The following is a 20,993-nucleotide window of genomic DNA, read 5'->3' as shown; positions in this document are numbered from 1 at the left end:
CATTGCCCAAATAAAATTATTGGAAAATGGTAATCATAAACAAGAATCCAAGCATAAGGAGTGATAGCAGATGAGTAAAATCGCGATTTTTGTACATGCAACCGAAGATGAATTAGGTAGAGCTTTACATTCACTTGTGTATACCCAAGAACTTCATGAAGCCGGTCATCAAGTTAAGTTGATTTTTGACGGGCAAGGTGTTTTATGGATCAGGAGATTCGAAGACCCAAGCCATGCCGCTAATCCGCTTTATAAAGCTGTGAAAAAACTTGGCGTTATCGAAGTGTGCGAGCATTGTGCGAATTCGTTTGCGGTCAAAGAAAGCACCGAGCAGTCCGGTATTTCTTTTGCACATGATCATGATAAAGATGGGCATGCCAGCATTTCGAAGCTAATCGGTGAGGGATATCAAATCATTACACTGTAAAACAGATGAACGATCTGGATCATCAAGGATAACAGAGCCTCCGAAAAAAGACATTACACGACTCGCCATTTGAGTTTTGTGCTGTCTTTCTTATTGTTATTCGAAAAAATAATTTTCGTGAAACGCATGTACTACTCTATTCGACAGTACATCCCCGAGTCCGACTACTATTGTTACTGCGGTATCGCTGTCCAAATGTATACTACCATATGCTTAATTGTTTAATTTCGAGATATCCATTTCTTTTAGGATTTCTGCTATCCGATTTTTTCCCCATTCATACATCATTTCAACGATAGGAAGTAAAGTCATCCCCAATTCAGTCATGGAATATTCCACTTTCGGTGGAACTTCTGGATAAACCTCGCGATGAACTATTCCATCTTCCATCAGTTCTCTTAATTGATTCGTTAATATTTTATGAGATATTTTTGGAAAAAGCCTTTGGAGATCACTGAATCGATGTGGTCCTTCTACCCCCAAATGCCATAATATAACAATTTTCCATTTACCACTTATAATTGATAGGGTAAGTTCTTTTTCACAATTATAATCACCATTTATGATCTTTTCTTTAACTTCATCTCTAAATGTATCTGGCATTAATTCTTACCTCCTTATTTGTTTCAATGGTAACCTGTCGGTAACCTTCTTACAAAAAAGTGCATTCTTCACAGTGAAGAAAACAAGCCGTAGAATGAAATGGTCGTCTTAACGGCAAATCTTTATCACTATTTAGGAGGAACTACAAATGAGTAAAAAAGCACTCTTTATTATACCACCAGAACGTTTCAATGAGGACGAATTATTTCAACCAAAAGCGGAATTGGAAAGCAACGGAATTGATGTGACAATTGCAAGTACAAAAACAGGTGAAATCATAGGGGATTATGAAGGTAAAGCAACTGCTGAGGTCATTTTCTCTGACGTTATTGCTTCTGATTATGATGTTGTATCAGTTATTGGTGGATCTGGTACGAACGATCATCTATGGGGCAATCAAGAATTACAAGATTACTTGAAACAAGCGTATACTGATAAAGTTCTGGTAACAGGAATTTGTGCAGGTGCGGTTACTGTAGCTAAAACCGGTTTACTTACCGGAAGAGAAGCTACTTGCTATCCAGTGGATGTACAAAAAGACCAATTAAATGCGAATAAAGTAACCTATGTTGAAAAACATGTTGTTGCTCATGATGATATTATCACTGGTGATGGTCCAGATGGCGCTAAAGAATTTGGAGAAGCTTTAGTAAAAGCGTTAAGTTAACGGCATTTGCTGGTGTTACAGTTGGAGCTTGAGGCCAACAAGAAATCAGAGCTTGTACCTTGTTCAGACAGAGTAAGGTAAGAAAATGAGAACCGTTTGGATTCAAGCACCAATGAATGATCCCAGTTAATTTTTACCTGAAGCGGACAAAACAGCAAACGGTATGTGGATATCGCAAGAATGTTGTGCCTTATCGGCAATACGAATGACCAATGAGTTGACTCATTAACGGATTTGCTTCCAACACTAATGCCAAAGAACAGATCTTGAATCGCTTCTCATTTTTTATGAGACATGTTTCGAAAAAAACAAGGGTTCTTATCCTTTTTAGCAACTTTTATGATCCATCATAGCAAGGTAAGTAGGTTAATCCACAAAAGGCGCCATTCCATTAGGAATGCGCCTTTTGTATGTTTAGGACGATTTTTCCGTTTTGGGAAACCACCAATAGTTGTCTAAAAACTTGGTTTTTGTGGACAAGGTAAGAAGGGAAAAGTGATTTTGTTTATAATTATTATAAATAAATATTGATTTTAAATTGATAAGTGTTATCATTTATATATGACCTAATGTTATTTAGCCGGTCTACAGTCCCCGATGCAAGCGGCATGAGCCGTATAGTTCGAGGCGCAGGCGAATGAATGGAAAGGGTGATCAGAGATGACACTGCATCAAAATGTATGCCCCATGTGCCACAAGCCAATTCGAAATTTGAAGCATACGATCCTGTGCGGCTGTGGGAGCAAAATGAAAACCAAAATCAAACTCAAAGTTTCCTGACGATGACGCATCGAATAGAGTAAGAGCGGCACGATGCCTGAAAATCCTGAGCATATGACCGAATCGAAGGAGAGCCTGTAAAAGGGCTCTCCTTATTTTATTTACCAAGGAATGCGGATGTGAATGTGTTCTAACGACAGGAGCTGTTCGTGCAGGATAGTGGAAATAACTTGAAGAAGTAATAGGGAAGTGGGATTTCGAAAAAAATAGATCCATCTGAAGGGGAGGATTCATGTGCAAGCTAACAAGTCGAGGGGTTGGGCTCCTGAAGAAATTATACTTTCACTAACCAAATCGTTAAATGAACATTATGTGTTTCCCGATATGGCTAAAGAAATGGGAAATTACCTGGAACGAAAGTTAACCAGAAAAGAATATGAAGACATTGAAAGCCCGGAAGCGTTTTGTGAACTAATCACGAATGATCTCCGGGAAAAAAGTAACGATAAACATTTGAAATTACGATACACGGAACAAGACAGGTCTATGGATCAAAAGACTGGTGAAAAAGAACGAAGGGAGGAGTATCTCCTACAAGCAAAGATCGATAATTATGGATTTCATAAAGTTGAACGACGTCCGGGGAACATCGGCTATATCGATCTCCGAGGTTTTCACGATCCTGAGTTTGCGGGCGATACTGCAGTGAATGCAATGAATTTGGTGGCTGACACGGACGATCTTATCTTTGATTTACGGAATAACGGAGGCGGAAGTCCTTTCATGGTTGCCTTTATCACAAGTTATTTGTTTGATTCCGAGCCTTTTCACTTAAACAGTTTCTATTCCAGGTCCAAAGATTCTTTAAGTCAGTCTTGGACGTTATCATATGTCCCTGGAAAACGGAATGGTAACAAGCCTGTCTACGTATTAACGAGCCACAAAACATTCTCCGCTGCTGAAGAGTTTGCGTATAATCTGACAAACTTAAAGCGGGCAACCGTCATTGGAGAGGTCACGGCAGGAGGAGCCAATCCGGGTGCCGTTCATCAATTAACGAAGCATTTTAGCGTATTCATCCCGGATGGGCGGGCAATGAATCCCATTACCCAAACAAATTGGGAGGGAAAAGGCGTGACTCCGGATGTGAAGACAACTCCAAACGAGGCAGATGATACGGCATATGAACTTGCTCTTCATCATGTAATTAATTACTACCAAGATCGTAAAGAATATGGATTTCTAGTCAAAGAAGCCGAAAATCAATTAAAAGAACTAAAAGGAAATGAATGAACGGTTAGTATACAGAATCGGGGCTTCGCTAAAGACGGTGTACGAATAAGATAGAGCGTCACGGAAAAAGGGGAATCGCCAAAAGCGGTTCTCCTTTTTTGCCTGCAATCAACCATAGATAGAGGGCTCATTCCGATACCACATTCCTGAGTCTGATTCATTCCTGGGCCTTGGTCCGGGGGAAAGACTGGACTTGGGCTGGTTCTGATCCACATAAGGCAGTTGCTATACTTCTAGATGGAAAATACATACACGTGAAAAGAGGTTATTCGGATGAAAATAAACAGGAGCGGCAGTCCTGCCGCAGGAACAAGAGAGGAGAGGGAACGCATCCGTTCGGCAAGGCGGGGACTTCTCGTTTACTTTGCCATGCTCGTCCCTCTCTCGACGCTGTGTTATGTTATGGTGCCGAAATCATCGCTTTTTATTTTACTCTTGATGTGGGCGCCGGGGTTGTCCTCCATCGGTGCCCGATTGCTGCTGCGCGAAGGGATTCGCGATATTTCCCTGCGGGTGAAGGGAAAGCAGCTGCTGAAGTCGCTTCCTTGGATACTGCTGTTTCCTTCAGCGATCGGACTGGTTGCCTATGGGATCGCCTGGATGACGGGGCTGGTGCAGTTCGCCGCTCCGGATACATTCATCAAGGCACCGCCTGCCATCTTATTCCTGGGATTTTTGCTCGTGCAAACGGTTGGCGGCACCGCCGTCGGTGTGATCAGCAGCAGCGGGGAGGAGCTGGGTTGGCGCGGTTATATGCTCACGAGGCTGATCGACGCCCGCGTCCCGTATCCGCTGCTGACCAGCGGGATCATCTGGGGGTTATGGCATTTGCCCGTGATGATGGAAGGACTCTACTATTCCGGTCCCTATCCGGTACTCTCCATCGCATTGTTCATGGTTTCGGTCACATCCTTCGGTGTCATCATCGGGCGTCTGCGGCTCGCAACCGGCAGCATTTGGCCTGCCATCCTTCTGCATGCCTGCTGGAATGCCGTGATTCAGGACGTCTTCGATTCTTTCTCTAAAGGTAAAAATGTGCTGCTATGGACGGGGGAATCGGGAATTTTGGTGGCTCTTGCCTTACTGGCGTCAGCATGGGTTATTTCGAGACGGACGATGAGCCTAAAGCGGCTGTAAATGGAATAGATGGTTAGATTCTATCCAATCGCAGGTGAAGGAAAAAAGTAGGAAGAGATTGGGTTCGACTCTCTCAAATTCGTCTACTCGGGTTCCCCAATCCTATCATAATATAAATCATCTGATAGGAAAGGAGTGAACAAGATGAGTATTCAGTTTGTAGATATGAGAATCTCGCTCGACAGCACGCAGGATACGCCTGGAGTAGAGATCACATCCTCTTCCCAGCCCTATGTTTTCGGAGATATCGGTTTGCAAACAGGTGGCGTTTTACCGGCCAATGCCGGATCGGTTCGTGTCACATTACACGCGTACGCACGCTTGCAAATGGGGATTACCGCTGCTCCGACCCTTGTTCCCAATGCCACTTTTATGATCTTTCGCAACGGGAATCCGATTTTCACCACGACGTATCAGAAAGCTGCAAGCCAAACCGATATCAGCTACGAAATGGCCGCAATTACGGCGGTGGATTACCCTCCGGCCGCCGAAGTGCTGAACGGATTGATTCAGTACACGATCAGTGTAACGACGAATTACGATGTGACGATCGGGGCGCGGAGCTTCAGCGGAATCGCCGCTGCTGGGAGCAATTTCTAAGCGATAAAAAGACGGCCAATGTAAACAGGCTGCCGAGATAACCCGGCAGTCTCTTTGGCATTTTATTTCCAAGAGACATTGAGTTAATGTTATATACCTGAGAAAAACATAGGATATTCATTCCAGAAGGCTGTTGATATAATAGGCTTTAATTTATGGATTCAGATGGACGGATTTCTTTTATCTGCAAAGAGGTCTGGATTGCGGCGAGGCAAGGCTTCCCTTGTTGCCGGTACCGCCATCCGAGATGGACCGCCTGATCCAATTGAACAAAAAAATACGAACGGAAATAGCCGTTGTATAGGGGGAAAACCATGTATAGCCAAACCGATCAGACCATGAAAATGGAGCCTGCGGCCGTGTTTGCCCCAGGCATGTTTGGATCCGCCGCTTACCGCATTCCGTCGCTGCTTAAGACGCGGAAAGGGACCTTGATTGCGGGGATTGACGCGAGATGGGCAGGAACCCAGGACAATCCGAACCATATTTCGCTTGCGATCCGGCGCAGCTTGGATCAAGGCGTGACCTGGCAGGACATGCAGCTGGTCGTCGAATATCCGGGCGAAGGGGCGGATGGAGCCGCCGCGATCGATTCGGCATTGCTGGAAGACAGAGTGACGGGAACGATCTGGATGTTGTATTCGCATACGCCCGGTGGCATCGGGTTGTGGTCGTCGCAGCAATCCCTCGGATTTAATGAGGAGGGCCTGCGCCTTCTTTATGACGATTCAGGCCAGACGTATATTCTGAATGCATCCGGTGAAGTGACCGACCTTCAAGGAGGCAAGACGGCCTATGCCGTAAAAGAAAACGGCGATGTGATGCATCACGGGCAGTACAGCGGCAACATATATTTGAAGGATGACAAGGTTCCGCGCAGCTTGCTAGAGGCGAGGACGTCGTTTTTACAGATGATCAAGAGCGAGGACGACGGTTTAACCTGGTCGAGACCGATGGAATTGAACCCTCAGGTCAAACAATCGTGGATGAAATTTATCGGAGCGGGTCCCGGCAAAGGTATTCAGATGACGGCGGAGGCTTACCCGGGGCGCCTTGTTTTTTCCGTGTATTTCACGAATGAGCAAACGACGATGTCGAATGCGGTGATTTACAGCGATGATCACGGCACCTCGTGGCAAATGGGCGCATCTCCGAACGACGGGCGGGTCTGGGAAGGACAGACGCTTTCAGCAGAAACGATGGACGCATTCTCCGCACAGCTGACGGAATCGCAGGTCATCGAAATGGATAACGGTGATCTGAAAATATATATGCGCAACCATTCCGGCACGAAGCGAACAGCTGCTGCCATCAGCAAGGACGGGGGGCAATCCTGGGGGGAAGTGACATTTGAACCGGAGCTGATCGATCCCATTTGTCAGGGAACCGTGGTGAGGTATCCGAAGCTTGGGGATGGGAAGGAGCGCCTGATATGGGCTAATCCTGCCGATGTGGAGAACCGGATCAACGGGACGGTACGGTTAAGCGTGGATGGGGGCAAGACGTGGAGCTATTCGCGGACCATCGAGGCGGGACCTTTCTGTTATTCTTGCCTGACTGTACTGCCGGGCGGTGAAGTCGGCTTATTATATGAGGGGGAGGACTTCGTCATTTATTTTACAAAGTTTAGTCTGGATTGGATCAAAGGCGAGTAATTTGGGGAGTATTCCGATATCGATATAGTGGTTCATATTCCAAAAACGGCGACTTGTTCACGATATTCAACCGTGGACAGGTCGCCGGTTTTCTTTTCAAGCTTGGCACGATCGCTTTGGCTGGCTGTTCTTTGCGGATGCAGCCTTAACGGCTGCCTTTTTCAATGACAATGAAGCAGGTACTGTCGGGTAATTGAACCTGATGATGATTCGTATCAAGTAGCGTCATTTTGGGAGCTAACGCCTCCTCGTAACCCTGCTGCAGATAATGCTTCAGGACGATAATATTTGCGCTATCGCCGCAAGCTTCCCCGATGGTTTCACGAAACTCTCGGGGCGTAAAATAACCGAACTGCTCTTGAACCTCATGAGCATAGGCCTCGGGTCCCCAGGTGTACGTATACAGGAACTCCATGGCATCGTTGACCGGAAGACGGACTTCAATAATGTCAGGGGCCGGTGTAAGAGTCTCGAACTTCATTTTTCTTCCCTTGAAGTCCCGTACGTACTGGTAGAAGATCTTCACGTCGTCCGGATTGCTGAAACGAATGATGCGTTCCTCATCTTCAGGTTCTGTTTTCACACCGTCACGAATGATAATTCTCCCGCCGCGCGCCAGGACGGAATAAGCTTCCTTCAGGATGCGCTTTATAACATTGGCATTAAATTTTGAGCCTTCGAATGGAATATATGAATAAAGCTCGTGAAGGACGGAACTGAAAATGAAGGTGGATACTTCACCTGCTTTAAAGGTATCCTCCAGATTCAGCGCATCCCCGCGTCTGATATTCCAGCTGCGCTCCTCTTCAAATTTTCGTTTATTCAGTGCCGCAATGACGTTTTCCGCAATATCCATTCCTATTATATTTTTCTCGGGGAAAGCGAGAGAAAGCTCATCCAATAAAGCCCCGCCGCCGGGGCCGATGTCGACGACCGTATCACCCACAACATAGTCAAGGATCATGCGTTTATGTTCTAATGAACCGTTCATATCATCCAAATAGCTTTCTTCATTCTGAAGCCGATCGTAGGCGTCACGCCGAAATTGAAACAGATCGTACAGCATGACTATCGCTTTCTCGAACAGCGGTCCTGAGTTTTCAGCCTCCATGCAGAAACGGAGCAGGCTCTCGCTCACATTGGAGAAACGGAAATTAAAACTTGTGACATGGCCATCCATATCAGTGACGCAATCCAGGCTGATATGCTCGTTTACGGGGAAGGTATGATTCAGAATGTCGGCAAAGGTCATTTGATCTATGTAGTGCTCAATAATGCGCTGCCGGTATACATTGATGGATTTTTTACCCTTTGACTGATAATAAAGTCCCACCATCAAATTTTCGAAGGAGATATGATTGCTTGACAGGCCGGCTTTCATGAGCGCAATCATCATAATTTTAATAAAAAGCTCGTCTGAAAAACCACTCAATGCCGCCTCGACATACCAAAAGGTTTTACCAGACATCCCATCATGAAAGCATCGTTTAATTTCAGGATTCTCTAACAACTCGGGCAGTTCCCCGGTATTGCCGCTCCGCAGCTTGACCAGGCGCTGAAAAGGAGTTTCGGCATCCAGGTCCCGGTTCAAGAGTTTATCCAGCGTCATCTTTACAGATTTATCGAGTCTTACCCAAAGATCCTCTGACACAGCCCGAATCATGCACTTATTATATATGTACAGCGTCTTCGCCAGTTCATCACGGCTTAAAAGCTTGTCATCTATAATATGGAGTAATGGCAGACTTTCATGAAGTTCTACTTCACCTCGTAAATACTGGCCGATTAAGCCATGTGTATAGATCATGGTGTAAATGATTTGAGAACGTTCATCCGGAAACCCGTTACTGCCCAGAGCTTTCTTATACAATTGAGCTGATCCAACGTTATGTACGACCAGATTTATTCCTTCGGCAGCCCATTGTTTCCGCCTTGGGGTTGAGCCAGCCTTGGCTGCGTCTGACCATAGCAGCACTTCTGCGAGCAAATCACGCTGCCAATAAGATATATGGTCCTCGGCTTGCAAGAGCTCGAGCGTTTGAAGAACATAATCAAGAACAGGATTCTGATAATGCTCGGCGCTTAGGGAGGAAATACGCTCAAAATTAATGATCGGTCGTTCAGCCTCAACCAAATATTGCAGTGCAGCGTTGGAATACGGTTGGTTGTTCTGGTATGCAGATATATCGCTTATTACGGACATGGCACATCCCACCTTTTGTCATGGATTACCCCTTAGGGTCATTCTATCATTTTTATCTGAATTGAAACGCAACTACCATCCACAACATTAGATTAAACTTACCCCTCAAACTGAAAAATACGTCCGCGATCACGAAAAAAAGTGCCCCATGAAAGAGGCACTTTATTTCTGCAGCTTTTAAAATATGATTTCCATCCGATCCAATCCGATCTGTTGGTTGTCGCCATTCCTCGTAAGCGTAAGCTTCCGGCAGTGCTTTGTAGAAGTTCGGATAGATCGCAGCGATCGTATGCTATCTACATATAACGCATTGCATATAACCCTAAAGCGTATCGCTCGGACGCATGCGGCATACGACAAACGGGTCATGCAGCGCACGGATCGCTGCCGCAAGTTCTGCCTCCGGCATGGCCGGCTGAGCGAATACATGGTATACGAATTCATAAAATCCGCCCAGCGTCGCTTTGAAATTGGTCTCCCAGTAGTTCGTCATCAGCCAAGCGTATGCTTCCGGTTTCTCTTCCTCGCCTTGCTGGGTGTGAACCCGTCTCGTACCGTACTCCAGCGGTCCCCACTGCATCAGGGGCGTATCCGGTGATGCCAGCAGCAGCGCGCTTTGCTCATCCTGCCAGGCGATGCCTTCCTGAACGCAGGCGTAATCGAGACAGGTTCCCGGAATTTGATCCTTCCACGGGCGAACCAAGCCTCCCGGTTTGTCGGCATACAGCGTATCTCCTGCCGCATCCCCGCTGGTAAAGGGCAGCGAGAGGTAAAGGTTCTCCGGGCTCCACACGCTGTCCTTGTGGAAGCGCGCCGACACGTCCACCCGGTTCCGGCCTGCATGCACCCGCAGAAACAAGGCGAAGTAGGATAATCCGTTTAATTGATACGTGATCTCCACCGTCGCGTACAGCGGTCCGTTCTCCACGGTGCGTGCCGATACGACCCGTCCGGCCGACCGCTCAACATGAATGCCTTTGCGGTTGCGTCCCATGCGGGCGCGTGTGCTCCATACCTGGGAAGCGTCCGTCGGATCGGCGGGCCGGGTCACTTCGTAGATCGGGGTGAACGCCCCGTACGGATCTTCGCTGCGCAGCATTTCCCGGCTCTGTTCCTTGTTGAACCAGGAGCGGATGCCGTTTTCGGACCAAGTCAGCCGCAGGAATGGAGATTCGATGCCGTTATGCGTGATGCGAATGGGCGGGTGTTCTCCCGCTGCGGATGCCGGCGGAACCAGATCGTCCATGTCGTATACCCGGTCGGCGCCAATCAGGCGGGTGTTGGACGTCGTTGTCCCAGGGCGATGTCCCCTGGTCAACGGGCGAAGGAACAGGAAGCAGGTTTCCTGCGCCCCAAGCTTCAGCTCCGTCACGATCGTTTGCGGATGGGCAGACTGCTGCGGAAGCACTTCTCCGGTATCCTCCCGCACGACTTCGACGCCTTCGCGGAGAGCGCCGGGCTCCCAGCCGTCCAGCTGGAGCGTGACGAGCTCCGTGACTTTACGCCCGGACAGGTTGCTGACCCGGAAACGGTAGGGGCGATCGGGATAGAGCGCGGCGCCGCCCTGTGCCAGCAGCACCTTGTCGAGGGCGCGATACGCGAGGCGGCTCGCCTCGGCGGCATGCGCCTGCTTGCGGACTTCCAGCAGCTGGACGTTTTTATGCCATGGTTCATAAATGGAGGAATGGTAACCCCAGGTATGCTCGGCGTACAGCGTGAGCTGCTGCTCGATGTTATTAAGCTCGGCACGGCTCGCCGAGCGCGCTTCAGGATCCAGCTTCTCTGCTTTGCGGAGCGTCCGCTGGGCATCCCGGTAGATTTGGGTATGCATCGGGGTTGAGCTGACGCCGTCCGTCCACCAGTCCGGCCAGTCTCCCCGGTGAACCGGCAGCGCGTCCAGGTCTTCCTGTTTCAAGCGGGCAAAAAAACCGCTCAGAGTGGTCATTTCGATCGATATTTGCTCCCCGTAGAGCTCGTTCCAGGCCGCGATCCATTCGATGATCCGGCTGTTGGGCGCGCCGTTGTCCGTGCCCAGGCCGGACAGCATCACGGGCACGAACGCATACGGATACTGCTCGGCTTCAAGCTGCGCCAAGTACCGGTGGATGCGCAGGGTGGCGATGGCGTCATGAATCGCCTCCGGCTCGACCAGCTGATGTTCAAATTCGTCGCGGATCATGTATTTGCCGAGCGCACCCGGGCAGAGACCCAGCTCGTTGCCGATCATGTAATGCTCGCCGTTCCAGACGAGGAGCCGCTTGCCGTCGCGCGTTTCCCACCAGAAGGGAGCCTGCTTGCGGCCCAGGGCATACATGCCGTGATGGGTGTGGATGCAGCTGAATAAATGCCGGATGCCGTTATTCAGCAGGCTGTCGGCATATCCCCAGCCGTAACCGTTGATGTCCGCGGTCATGGCGCTGTCCACGTGGCTGCCGATGGATGCGGCATAAGCCTGGGCTTTGCTGTGGATGCTGCCGAGCAGGCGCTCGTCCGGGAGCTCCGTCATGTTCAGGTAGGTGCCGGACAGCTCCAGGTCGCCGCGAAGCACGGCATCCGCAAACGATTGCTTCTCTTCGGCCGAAGCCGCCTTCAGAAACTGCTCGACGGCCCAGAACGTCTCGCATGTCCAGCGGAATCCCTTCCAGCTGGGCTTCGTGCCTTCATGCGCGGCACGGGCGATGCGCAGCGCCTGCCGGATGAAATCGACATGGTACTGCTCGATTTTCTCCTGACGTTCCGTATATCCGAGGTCGGTGTGGGAATGGTGAATCGCGTATATAGTCCACTTGCGTGTCGGCAATGGCGCTTCAGCCTGCTTGATTTGCTGTTCTAAAGACATGGTTTAGCCTCCTTGGGGAGATGGGATTATGATGGGTGTAGGCGATATCCGGCAGGTAATCCAGCGGACAAACCGGAAAGTCTGTATGTCCGGGCAGCCTCATTCCGTTAAATCCGTACCGGAAAAAAGCAGGCCGATCCCCTCGAAAACCTGCCGCTGCGGATCGTCTTCGTATTGAAGGGGCAGATGCATCGGATGCAGCGCATCCGTCAGAGAGCCGCCGAAAAGCGGCAGGCTCTTCGCGATTTGGCCGCCGAGAATCAGGCGGTGCGGGCGGAAGACGGCGGCATAGGGGCGCAGCATCCGCCCGAGCCGCTCGCCGTAAGCATGCCAGAGCCGGACGGCAGCATGATCTTCCAAGGCGGCCGCACGGGCGAGGTCGACGACATCCTCATCTGGCTGCCGCGCCTGCATCGCGTCGGCAAGTGCAAGGATGCCGCGCCGGCCGAACTGGTCGTCGGCCGGCATACCCTCGAACGGCTCGGCGTACAGCATGCCGCTGGCAGGCACGCCGTCCGAGCCGCGGATCACCTGACCGCGGTCGATGAAGACCGAGCCCAGGCCGGTGCCCAAGGTCAGGCACAGGAGCCGCTCGCGCGGATATCGCATGGCGGCGCCTAAGCCGAACAGGACGGCATCGTTGCCGAAGGCTATATCAGCCGCTGCCAGATCCCGCATCCATGGGGGGCTGCCTGCGGGAAAGGCGCGCCGCTTCAGTTCCTGGCGCAGCAGTGTCCCCACAGGCAGGCCGTACAGGTTCTCGTATTTGCCGAGTCCCCGGATGCGGCTGATGCCCCGTTCATAATCGAAGGGACCGGGAAACGCGGCTCCGACGCGGAAGTTTACCGGGGGAATCGGGGCCAAGCGGCTGCCCATATAAGCATCGGCAAGCCGGATGATCAGGTCTGCCAAACGGGCGATGATGGATTCCGCGTCCGCTTCCGAAAGCGAAGGCTGCTCCAGGCGAAGCTCGGGCCATAGGAGCCCGTTCTCAAGCACGCCGCCTTTGACGAAGGTTCCGCCCGCATCCAGGGCCAGGGTAACAACCGTACGGGCCGGCGACATGCCTTTCATCCCCGTTCACTCGGCTTCCAATGATGCGGAAGCAGCGGTGTATGCCATCCCGGCGATACCTGGGCCCGTATGAGCGTGCAGGGAGCGGGGCCGACCGGTTCAAGCCGGTAGCCGCAGGTCGAGGCAGGCACGATGTAGGCTTCGGCATATCCCCATTCCACGGCGGCGGCTTCATCGCCCTCAGGAATCAGGCGGACGCGGCTGCCTTCGACCAGATTGTACATGACGAAGCCCCCCTCGGTATGGTCTTCCCATGGTCCGGCAAGCCGCAGCCTTTTCACCTGAAACAGCAGGTCATCCCGCTCGCCGAGCAGTTCCTCGGTGCTGTTTCCCTGCTCGCGTGTAACGGCAGGCTTTGCGATCAGATGCTCCCGCACATAGGCGGTATCGAAACGGTCAATCATGTTGTGAGCCGCATGATCCCGGTTGATCGGCCGCGGTCGGCCGTCCTGGTCGAGCCGGAGATGGTCGTAGATTTTAAAGGTGAACCACCAGGTGGTGGACGATATTTCAAGCACCAGGTTATCCCGGCCGGAGAAATGGACCGCACCGGGCGGGATCAGATACAGGTCGCCTTTACGGGCTTTCCACACATTGACGTACTGCGCGATGTCCAGCGGCTGCTGCGTCTCGTGCGCACGGTCAACCGCCTGGAGCAAGCCATCACCGCTTGTTCCATCTTTGAAGCCGAGGGCGACGACGGGAGAGGAACCCGGCTTTTGTTCCATGATGTAATAGGATTCCTGCTGCGTCATCGTCTCGTTGAACGTCCGCTCGATATATTCCTGCTGCGGATGCACCTGCAGCGACAGGTTATCGCCATCGATCGTGTCCAGGTAATCGAAGCGGATCGGAAAATAATCGCCGAACAGCTCCACGTTCCGTCTTCCCAAGATTTCTTCCGGGTGGGCGGACAGAAGGAGAGGGAACGGAACTTCAATCACGATGCTGCTGCATTCGATCAGGAGCGTATTCTCGGGACCGATCGGCTCGAAGCTCCAGGCGCAGTTACGCCAGTCCGGGGGGAGCCCGCACAGCTCTTTCAGGTATTGCCCTCCCCAGATGCCGGGAGCGAAGAACGGCTTGACCCGAAACGGCCGGCGGGCAGCTGCGGCTAGCAGAGGGCGAAGAGCCGGGAGAGCTGCGCATACGGGCGCTTCCGGCTTGTTCATGTCGACGTAGACGTCGTATTCATGCAGATGTTGTCTTCGGTAGTTCTCCCACACCGGCCATTCGAGGAACAGCGCTTGTTTATAGGTCTCTACGGGATCGGCGCATTCGCCGAGGCCGAGGCTGCCCAGGCCTTGGCGGTGAAGCGCCTGCTGGTTCTCCCGGGACAGGTCGCAGTAGATGGAAGCATCCGGCGAAGGGCACAGGAAAAGGGCGCCGGGGCCGGCTGTCACGACGACCGGAATCGGTCCGGGTCGCTGAGAGCCGCTTTCGAACGCCGGCTTCAAGCCCGCTTTCTGCTGCCGGACGTCACATTGCCAGCTTTCTTGCGCGCCGTCTTGAAAATAACTCTCTTCGCGAACATCCGAAGCGATCCTGCCGAAGGCGCGATTATCGGTGAGGTAGGGCTGGAACTTGCGGAGCAGCTCCGCGGGCGGATGCATGTAATGAGCGGTCTCGATCAGGATCCAAGGGATCTGCCGGTCGCGGCAGTAGTTCTTTAGGCGGTTCACCCAATGTCCGTACGGGGCTCCGTTTGCTGCATCGATCGCCACGGCAAAGACCGGCGCGTCGTGATGTTTGTACATGTCGGCCAACCGGTGCATGATGGCTTCGTAGCCTTCGGAGAATCCGTTCAGGACGAGCTCCGGTTCGGGCAGCTCATGAAGGGGAATGGAATTGATGGGCAGCGGATTAAAGGATGGGGATGCTGTTGTATTCATGGCGCTTCCTCCCTCTTGTCTTCGGTATGTGTCCATTGTAAGGGGAGCGGGAGGGAGCGTCTTTAAACAATCGAGAACAGGTTTTGTACGATCAGGACATTTTGGTCGGGAAATGATCCTTGCCCGATCGTCCTTCGGTGAATTGGGAACGCCGGAATTTGGCGGGTGAAACCCCGAGCCGGCGGGTGAAAATCCTTGTGAAATAATGGACGGATTGGAAGCCGCATTGGGATGCGATATCCTTGACCGGCAGATCGCCCATAAGCAGCAGCTGGGAAGCCCGCCGTACCCGGCGTTCCTGAATATAATGAACGAAAGACTGGTTCAAGTTCGCCTGGAACAGTCTTGTTAAGTGGCGGGGGGAAATATGGAGATGTCCGGCGACAAGGCCGAGCGTAAGCTCTTCGCCGAGGTTGTCGTCAATGAACAGCCTGGCTTGCCGGAACAATGAGTTTTCTTCAATTCCTTCGCCCGGAAGGATGTCCGCCGCCTCTTGAAGCTGAGTTCCGTGCAGGGAGAGAAGGGACATGATCAAGGAAAAGGAACCATGTCCGAGCATCGGCAGGGAAACCGGCTTCGAACTCTGAAACATCGAAATGATCGCATGCCAAAGATGTCCCGTAGGCTGTCCGTCCGCGCCGTCAATCACCGGCTGTCCGTGTTCCGCCAGTCGCCGGAAAGACTCCAGGTACGAAGCGCCCGTGCGTTTTTCGTCCACTTCAAAGGCGACGTAGACCAGCGTGAGACCGGTCTCGCTTCGGATCTGATGCCAGAGGCCGGGAAGGGAGAGAAAGGCGGTTCCCTTCATGAGCGGGTATTCCCGTCCGCGTTCCGAATAGGAACCTTTTCCTTCCACGACATAGCAGGCCTCGAAGAAGGAATGACGGTGCATCGAATTGTCGTAATGGGTGGGCATGAACCCCCAATACATAATGGAGATGGACAGGCCGGATTGCTCCAGCCGGGTCAGCTCGCGGTTGCAAACCTGATTGGCCCGGCGGAAAACGGTTTGTATCGTCATTTGCGGGACTGCTCCTTTAGAAAAAGTGGTCGTGAGGCTGAGGCATACCATTCATTATATCGAAGTGATGAACCCAAATGAAGGACAATCCTCCAACTCCTGCAGCATGCCGCGCTTTTTTCATGCCTTCCTTAAATATCCGCATCTTTACCTAAGGATCGCCTCGTGCCATAATTACGTTACAACCATGTATGTGGACGGAAGGAGTGATCGACCTGCTGCGGCTGCTGTGCTCGCTATGTATGATTGTTATTTTTGTAAGCGCTTGCCAACCTGCCGGCAATCCGAAATTCGAGGTCGTGTATTCCATGGAGCCTTCTTCCGGGACAGATGCTGCTGAGCCGCCTGTGAAAAGCAGTGACCATCCCTGGACCATCGGCATCGTTCCCAAGCTGGTGGAGATTCCATACTTTAACCTGGTGGAGCAAGGGGCTTTGGAAGCGGCTGAGAGCCTGGGAGCGCAGGTGATTTATAAAGGTCCCCCGATTGCGGATACCACGCAGCAAATTCGGATTATTCAGGATTTTATCCAGGAACATGTGGATGCCATCGCGGTGTCGGCCATCGATCCCGAGAAGCTGCTTCCGACGCTGGTGCAGGCAAGGCAAGCCGGCATTAAGGTCATTACCTGGGATTCGGATACCTACCGTGAAGGCAGGGACTTTTTCGTCAACATGGTGGACAACGAGAAGCTGGGGCGCCATTTAATGGACACGCTCGCCTGGAACACCGGGGAAAAGGGAAAATTCGCTATTTTGACGGGACAAATGAAAGCGGCAACATTGAATGAATGGATTAAATGGATGAAAGTGCAGCAGAAAACCTATTATCCGGACATGGAGCTGGTAGAAATTGCGGCAACGGACGACGATCCCGGGAAGGCTTACGAAGAAGCGAAGCGGCTTCTGGCGGATCATCCGCATCTGGCAGGCATCATCGGCAATTCATCCGTGGGGCCTCCGGCGGCGGCTCAGGCCGTAAAAGAGGCGGGATTAACCGGGAAAGTCAAGGTGGTCGGGTTATCCATGCCGAATTCGATGGCACCGTATTTGCAGGACGGTTCGGCTCAAGTCGCAACCCTCTGGAGTCCGAAGAAGCTCGGATACCTTACGGTGGTCCTGGCCGTGCAGGCGCTGAAAGGGAACCCTCCGCAGGATGGGATGAACGTGCCGAATTTCGGCATCGTCCGCGTGGCCGGCGACGTGGTCGTGATGGGCGATCCCGTCGATTTTACGAAAGAGAACGTGAACCAGTATGATTTCTAAACTCCTTCAGAAGCTTGCATTCCTCCGGCTGCGCCTAAGCACGAAGCTGATGGTCACGTATATCCTTTTGACGGTCGTGCCCATGTCCATTCTGGGTTACGTCTCGTATTGGCAGTACACGAAGTCCATTGAGGAACAGATCGGCGAGTACATGCCGCGATTTCTCGTCCAGGCGAACGCGAACATCAAGAAGCATATGGATGAACTGTCCGCACTGCCGGAGCTGCTGTTCAATTCGGAGTCCACGGTAGCGATCCTGCGGCGGGATGTGTACCAGAGCCGTGCGGATCTGAACCGGGATCAGTTTGAAATGAACAGTTTTTTGACAAGAACCTATTTGACCAGCGGGAATCCTGACGTCATTGGCGTGTACCTGTTGTCCAAAAACCGGGTGTTCGAAAGCTCGAAGCTGAGTTATTCGGGCCTGGACTGGAGCCGTGCTTTTACTTACTACGGTCAGGATTTGAAGCTGCGCAGCAACGTGAAGGTCATTTTGCCGCGTGATATCGGCCTGCGGTTTATCGACAATGTGCCTTATGTCATGATCATGAAGCAGATCGAAGACGTCGATAACCGGAAAAATCTCGGTATGATGTTTATTGCGGTTCGCCTGAACTTTATCAGCAGCGTGCTGCGTGACCTGGAAAACAGCGATCAGGCCGATATGTGGCTGATGACGCGGCAGGGGCAGATCATATATCATTCGAATCCGGCGAAAATCGGCATGCTTGACGAGAATATTTCCCGGTATCCGATATTGAACGGGAGCTTTCGCACAAGCAGTGATGAGGGGCAAAGACTCGTCAGCGTCAACCGTTCGCAGGAGCTCGACTGGGTGCTCGTCCACAGCGTCCCGCTCAAAAAGCTTACCGCCCGCACCGATTTCGTGAGAATGGCGACCATTTTCGTATTCATCGGGCTGGTCGTCGTCAGCATCATCATGTATTCGCTCTTCTCGCAGCGGGTCACCCGGCCCTTGAAGCGCTTGAACCGGCTGATGAAGCATGTAGAGATGGGCAAATTCAACGTGGATCTGAAGGTGGAGAGCAAGGATGAGATCGGGGCGCTTGCAGGCAGCTTTAATTCCATGGTCTCGACCATCCGGGAATTGATCCAGAAAAATTATCACATCGAAATCCGTCAAAAGGAAGCGGAGCTGTACGCGCTCCAATCGCAGATTAATCCTCACTTCATGTACAACACGCTGGAGACGATTTCTATGGCGGTGGAAGAAGACGAGAAGGAATCCGTGGTGGAGATGGTTACCCTGCTAGGCCGGATGCTGCGGTTCTCCGTCAATAACAAGTCCAAATTCGTGACGATTGCCGAGGAAGTGCAGCATGTGAGAGATTACCTGACGATACAGAAATTCCGCTTCGAAGACCGGCTGACCTTCTCGATTGTCAACAGCCTGCCTCCTTCGGCCGGGGAGACGCTGTACGCGGCCCATTTCCTGCTGCAGCCGATTGTCGAAAATGCGATCAAATACGGGTTAGAGGCCCGCAAAGGCGTTAATATTCAAATCACGGTCAGTCAGGAATACAGCGCGCGCACCGGGAAGCAGGACATGGTTTTCCGCGTACGGGATAACGGTCCGGGTATCACGGCTGAGCGTCTGGAGCAGCTGGAAAGAACGATGAGGGAAGATGCTTGGGCCGGCAAAGATGCCAGCTTTGGCCTGAGCAACGTCAACGCCCGTATCGGGCTTCTGCATGGCGGAGATTATGGCGTCCAGCTGCACAGCATCGAAGGCGTGGGAACGGAAGTCTCCGTCCGCTTCCCGGTGCTGGACGCGGCCGACGTGGAGCGCATTGAGAAGGAGGGGAAGCAGCATGAGTACAATCCGGACATTAATCGTTGATGACGAGCCGCGGATCCGCAGAGGGATCGAGCGCCTCATTCTCTCCTGCGGGGAAGATTTCGAGATTGCAGCCGTTCTCTCGGATGGCAAAGAAGCGCTCGACTACATGCATGCCTGCGGGGGAGCCGTCGATTTGGTCATCAGCGACGTGAAGATGCCGGAGATGGACGGTTTGTCGTTCGTGAAAGAAGCGAGGAGACATTATTCGTTTTTTGCACTGTTCATCAGCGGATATGACGATTTCGCCTATTTGCAGGCAGCGCTCCGGGAAGGGGCGATCGATTATGTGCTCAAGCCTGTGGACCGGGATCAGTTTCGCCTTCGCCTCGGCGAAATCCGGGAACAGATCCATCAGCACTCCGCACGCAGGTTTCGTCTTGGCGAGCTGGAACAAAAGGCCGGCCAGCTGAAGAAGACACGCCAGACGCAAATTCTGAGCTACACGACCTCGATCGGAGTCGATTTATCCCGTCTCGGCTATTGGGTGGACGATTTTCCCCATGGATGCTACCAGCTGATGTACGTCAGCCTGGATACGCCTCCGGTCAAAAGCCGCAGCTTTACCGCCAAGGACTGGGAGGCTTACTCCTATGTACTGGAGAACATTATTGAAGAATTGGTTCATCAGCATGCGGCTGCAGCCGATGCTTCCGGATGGTGCTGGCGCGGGGGCCAGTCGGAATTTTGGGCCCTGCTGCGGCTACCGGAGGATGAAGAGGCGGCCAGCCAATGCTGGAGGGAGCTGGCGGAACGGATACGCCTGGCCATCACGATGTACACGCCCTTCACGGTATCGATTGCCTGTGCGGGAGTGCTGGAAGACTTATACCTGCTTCCCGATGCCAAGCGGGAATGCTTGTCGCTCATACAATACCGATTAATCGAGGGAGGAAACCGGTTATTCGTGCCTCAACAGGTCACGGAAGCCGTCGCGGCAGAGGATCGGCAGGGGAGAATGTACGCCGCGGCCAGCCGTCTCAAGCAGGCGGTGGAACAGCTGCAGCTGGAGGATGCCATGGCACAGGCCAAGCTTTATTTTGCGGAAATCGAGCAAGGAAGCTCGCCGGAGATGATTTTGCGGGAGGTTCAAAACCTGATCATTCAAGTGCATGCAGCTTCGATGGAAGGCAATTCCGTGATCGGCTCTGCCGTAACATTGGAGGAGACCTTCGAAAAGCTGCGGCGTGCAGCACACTGGCAGGAGTTGAAGCAGGCGGTACTCGAGCAGGTTCAGGAAGCCGTCCGCGGCATGGAGCAGATGCGAAGCAGCCGCAAGCTCGCTACGCCCGTCGAGCTGGCCAAAGCATGGATCAAAGGACAGTTATCCGGAGATCTGACCATCAAGCGAATCGCCGATCAGGTACACATGAATCCTACGTATTTCTGCGAATGCTTCAAAAATCAGACCGGTGAGACGGTACTCGACTATATTACCCGCGAGCGGATGGAAGCGGCCAGCGAAAAGCTGCGCGACCCGGGGCTCAAGCTGACCGAGATCAGCCAGGGTGTCGGTTATCAGGACGTCAAATACTTCAGCCGTCTGTTCAAGCAGTGGTCAGGAGTCACGCCGACCCAGTATCGGGAGCAGAAGTTTTCCCATCCGGCCAGCTAGACGTTAACCATGATGCAACAGAATAGCAGCGGAGCAAAAAAAGCTTTGTCTTCGGACAAAGCTTTTTTGCTGATTGCCGAAAATCGTCCCCCCGAACCGAGATTTGTCACCTCTGCATGACGGG

The 20,993-nt window shown here is 52.2% G+C and carries 15 protein-coding genes; 9 read left to right on the top strand and 6 right to left on the bottom strand.

What is annotated here, in order from left to right:
• Positions 1–70 precede the first annotated feature (70 nt).
• Complete coding sequence (locus tag PCH05_RS01135; protein ID WP_127599802.1) at positions 71–427, top strand: DsrE family protein; 357 nt, start codon at positions 71–73, stop codon at positions 425–427.
• Between the two features lie 213 nt (positions 428–640).
• Here the strand turns inward: PCH05_RS01135 and PCH05_RS01130 are convergent, their stop codons facing one another.
• Positions 641–1,030, bottom strand: coding sequence for a winged helix-turn-helix transcriptional regulator (locus PCH05_RS01130; protein ID WP_127599800.1), 390 nt, complete (start codon positions 1,028–1,030; stop codon positions 641–643).
• A 148-nt stretch (positions 1,031–1,178) separates the two neighbouring features.
• Between PCH05_RS01130 and PCH05_RS01125 the strand changes: the two genes are divergently transcribed.
• The 5 genes from PCH05_RS01125 (at position 1,179) to PCH05_RS01105 (ending at position 7,102) form a co-directional block, all read left to right on the top strand.
• A complete protein-coding gene (locus tag PCH05_RS01125) occupies positions 1,179–1,697 on the top strand; it encodes a DJ-1/PfpI family protein (protein WP_127599798.1) in 519 nt (172 codons plus the stop codon).
• 1,014 nt (positions 1,698–2,711) lie between these two features.
• Entirely contained in the window at positions 2,712–3,710 is a 999-nt protein-coding gene (locus tag PCH05_RS01120; RefSeq protein ID WP_127599796.1) for a S41 family peptidase, read from the top strand.
• Positions 3,711–3,983: 273 nt separating this feature from the next.
• On the top strand, positions 3,984–4,847 hold the full coding sequence (locus PCH05_RS01115) for a type II CAAX endopeptidase family protein (RefSeq protein WP_127599794.1): 864 nt from the start codon (positions 3,984–3,986) through the stop codon (positions 4,845–4,847).
• A gap of 144 nt (positions 4,848–4,991) precedes the next feature.
• Positions 4,992–5,447, top strand: a complete 456-nt coding sequence (locus PCH05_RS01110) for a hypothetical protein (RefSeq protein ID WP_127599792.1) — start codon at positions 4,992–4,994, stop codon at positions 5,445–5,447.
• A 314-nt stretch (positions 5,448–5,761) separates the two neighbouring features.
• Entirely contained in the window at positions 5,762–7,102 is a 1,341-nt protein-coding gene (locus tag PCH05_RS01105) for a sialidase family protein (RefSeq protein WP_127599790.1), read from the top strand.
• Positions 7,103–7,247: 145 nt separating this feature from the next.
• Here PCH05_RS01105 and PCH05_RS01100 read toward each other — a convergent pair whose 3' ends face one another.
• From PCH05_RS01100 to PCH05_RS01080, 5 genes are all read right to left on the bottom strand, one after another.
• Positions 7,248–9,305 (bottom strand): class I SAM-dependent methyltransferase, encoded by a 2,058-nt coding sequence (locus PCH05_RS01100; protein ID WP_127599788.1) that lies wholly within the window; start codon positions 9,303–9,305, stop codon positions 7,248–7,250.
• 322 nt (positions 9,306–9,627) lie between these two features.
• Complete coding sequence (locus PCH05_RS01095) at positions 9,628–12,144, bottom strand: glycoside hydrolase family 38 N-terminal domain-containing protein (protein WP_127599786.1); 2,517 nt, start codon at positions 12,142–12,144, stop codon at positions 9,628–9,630.
• 99 nt (positions 12,145–12,243) lie between these two features.
• Positions 12,244–13,209: an ROK family protein gene (locus PCH05_RS01090; protein ID WP_164766497.1), complete on the bottom strand. Its 966-nt coding sequence runs from the start codon at positions 13,207–13,209 to the stop codon at positions 12,244–12,246.
• A gap of 5 nt (positions 13,210–13,214) precedes the next feature.
• Positions 13,215–15,110: a class I mannose-6-phosphate isomerase gene (locus PCH05_RS01085; RefSeq protein WP_127599782.1), complete on the bottom strand. Its 1,896-nt coding sequence runs from the start codon at positions 15,108–15,110 to the stop codon at positions 13,215–13,217.
• 91 nt (positions 15,111–15,201) lie between these two features.
• Positions 15,202–16,131, bottom strand: a complete 930-nt coding sequence (locus PCH05_RS01080) for an AraC family transcriptional regulator (protein ID WP_127599780.1) — start codon at positions 16,129–16,131, stop codon at positions 15,202–15,204.
• A 191-nt stretch (positions 16,132–16,322) separates the two neighbouring features.
• Between PCH05_RS01080 and PCH05_RS01075 the strand changes: the two genes are divergently transcribed.
• Genes PCH05_RS01075 through PCH05_RS01065 form a run of 3 tightly spaced genes read left to right on the top strand, consistent with a single transcriptional unit; the run spans position 16,323 to position 20,869 of the window.
• Complete coding sequence (locus PCH05_RS01075; RefSeq protein ID WP_127599778.1) at positions 16,323–17,396, top strand: autoinducer 2 ABC transporter substrate-binding protein; 1,074 nt, start codon at positions 16,323–16,325, stop codon at positions 17,394–17,396.
• Positions 17,386–19,257, top strand: coding sequence for a sensor histidine kinase (locus tag PCH05_RS01070; protein ID WP_127599776.1), 1,872 nt, complete (start codon positions 17,386–17,388; stop codon positions 19,255–19,257). The genes PCH05_RS01075 and PCH05_RS01070 overlap by 11 nt, the downstream gene beginning before the upstream one ends.
• Positions 19,229–20,869, top strand: a complete 1,641-nt coding sequence (locus tag PCH05_RS01065; RefSeq protein WP_127599774.1) for a response regulator transcription factor — start codon at positions 19,229–19,231, stop codon at positions 20,867–20,869. The genes PCH05_RS01070 and PCH05_RS01065 overlap by 29 nt, the downstream gene beginning before the upstream one ends.
• The last annotated feature ends 124 nt before the right edge of the window (positions 20,870–20,993 follow it).

This window comes from Paenibacillus chibensis (assembly GCF_004001045.1).
Classification (GTDB): Bacteria; Bacillota; Bacilli; order Paenibacillales; family Paenibacillaceae; genus Paenibacillus_AQ; species Paenibacillus_AQ chibensis.
This window is presented reverse-complemented; position numbering and strand designations above follow the sequence as displayed.

Coding starts and splice junctions, on each gene's coding strand:
- PCH05_RS01110 (WP_127599792.1), top strand. CDS start 4,992: ATGAGTATTCAGTTTGTAGATATGAGAATCTCGCTCGACAGCACGCAG.
- PCH05_RS01070 (WP_127599776.1), top strand. CDS start 17,386: ATGATTTCTAAACTCCTTCAGAAGCTTGCATTCCTCCGGCTGCGCCTA.
- PCH05_RS01100 (WP_127599788.1), bottom strand. CDS start 9,305: ATGTCCGTAATAAGCGATATATCTGCATACCAGAACAACCAACCGTAT.
- PCH05_RS01130 (WP_127599800.1), bottom strand. CDS start 1,030: ATGCCAGATACATTTAGAGATGAAGTTAAAGAAAAGATCATAAATGGT.
- PCH05_RS01105 (WP_127599790.1), top strand. CDS start 5,762: ATGTATAGCCAAACCGATCAGACCATGAAAATGGAGCCTGCGGCCGTG.
- PCH05_RS01095 (WP_127599786.1), bottom strand. CDS start 12,144: ATGTCTTTAGAACAGCAAATCAAGCAGGCTGAAGCGCCATTGCCGACA.
- PCH05_RS01075 (WP_127599778.1), top strand. CDS start 16,323: ATGTGGACGGAAGGAGTGATCGACCTGCTGCGGCTGCTGTGCTCGCTA.
- PCH05_RS01115 (WP_127599794.1), top strand. CDS start 3,984: ATGAAAATAAACAGGAGCGGCAGTCCTGCCGCAGGAACAAGAGAGGAG.
- PCH05_RS01080 (WP_127599780.1), bottom strand. CDS start 16,131: ATGACGATACAAACCGTTTTCCGCCGGGCCAATCAGGTTTGCAACCGC.
- PCH05_RS01090 (WP_164766497.1), bottom strand. CDS start 13,209: ATGTCGCCGGCCCGTACGGTTGTTACCCTGGCCCTGGATGCGGGCGGA.
- PCH05_RS01135 (WP_127599802.1), top strand. CDS start 71: ATGAGTAAAATCGCGATTTTTGTACATGCAACCGAAGATGAATTAGGT.
- PCH05_RS01065 (WP_127599774.1), top strand. CDS start 19,229: ATGAGTACAATCCGGACATTAATCGTTGATGACGAGCCGCGGATCCGC.
- PCH05_RS01085 (WP_127599782.1), bottom strand. CDS start 15,110: ATGAATACAACAGCATCCCCATCCTTTAATCCGCTGCCCATCAATTCC.
- PCH05_RS01125 (WP_127599798.1), top strand. CDS start 1,179: ATGAGTAAAAAAGCACTCTTTATTATACCACCAGAACGTTTCAATGAG.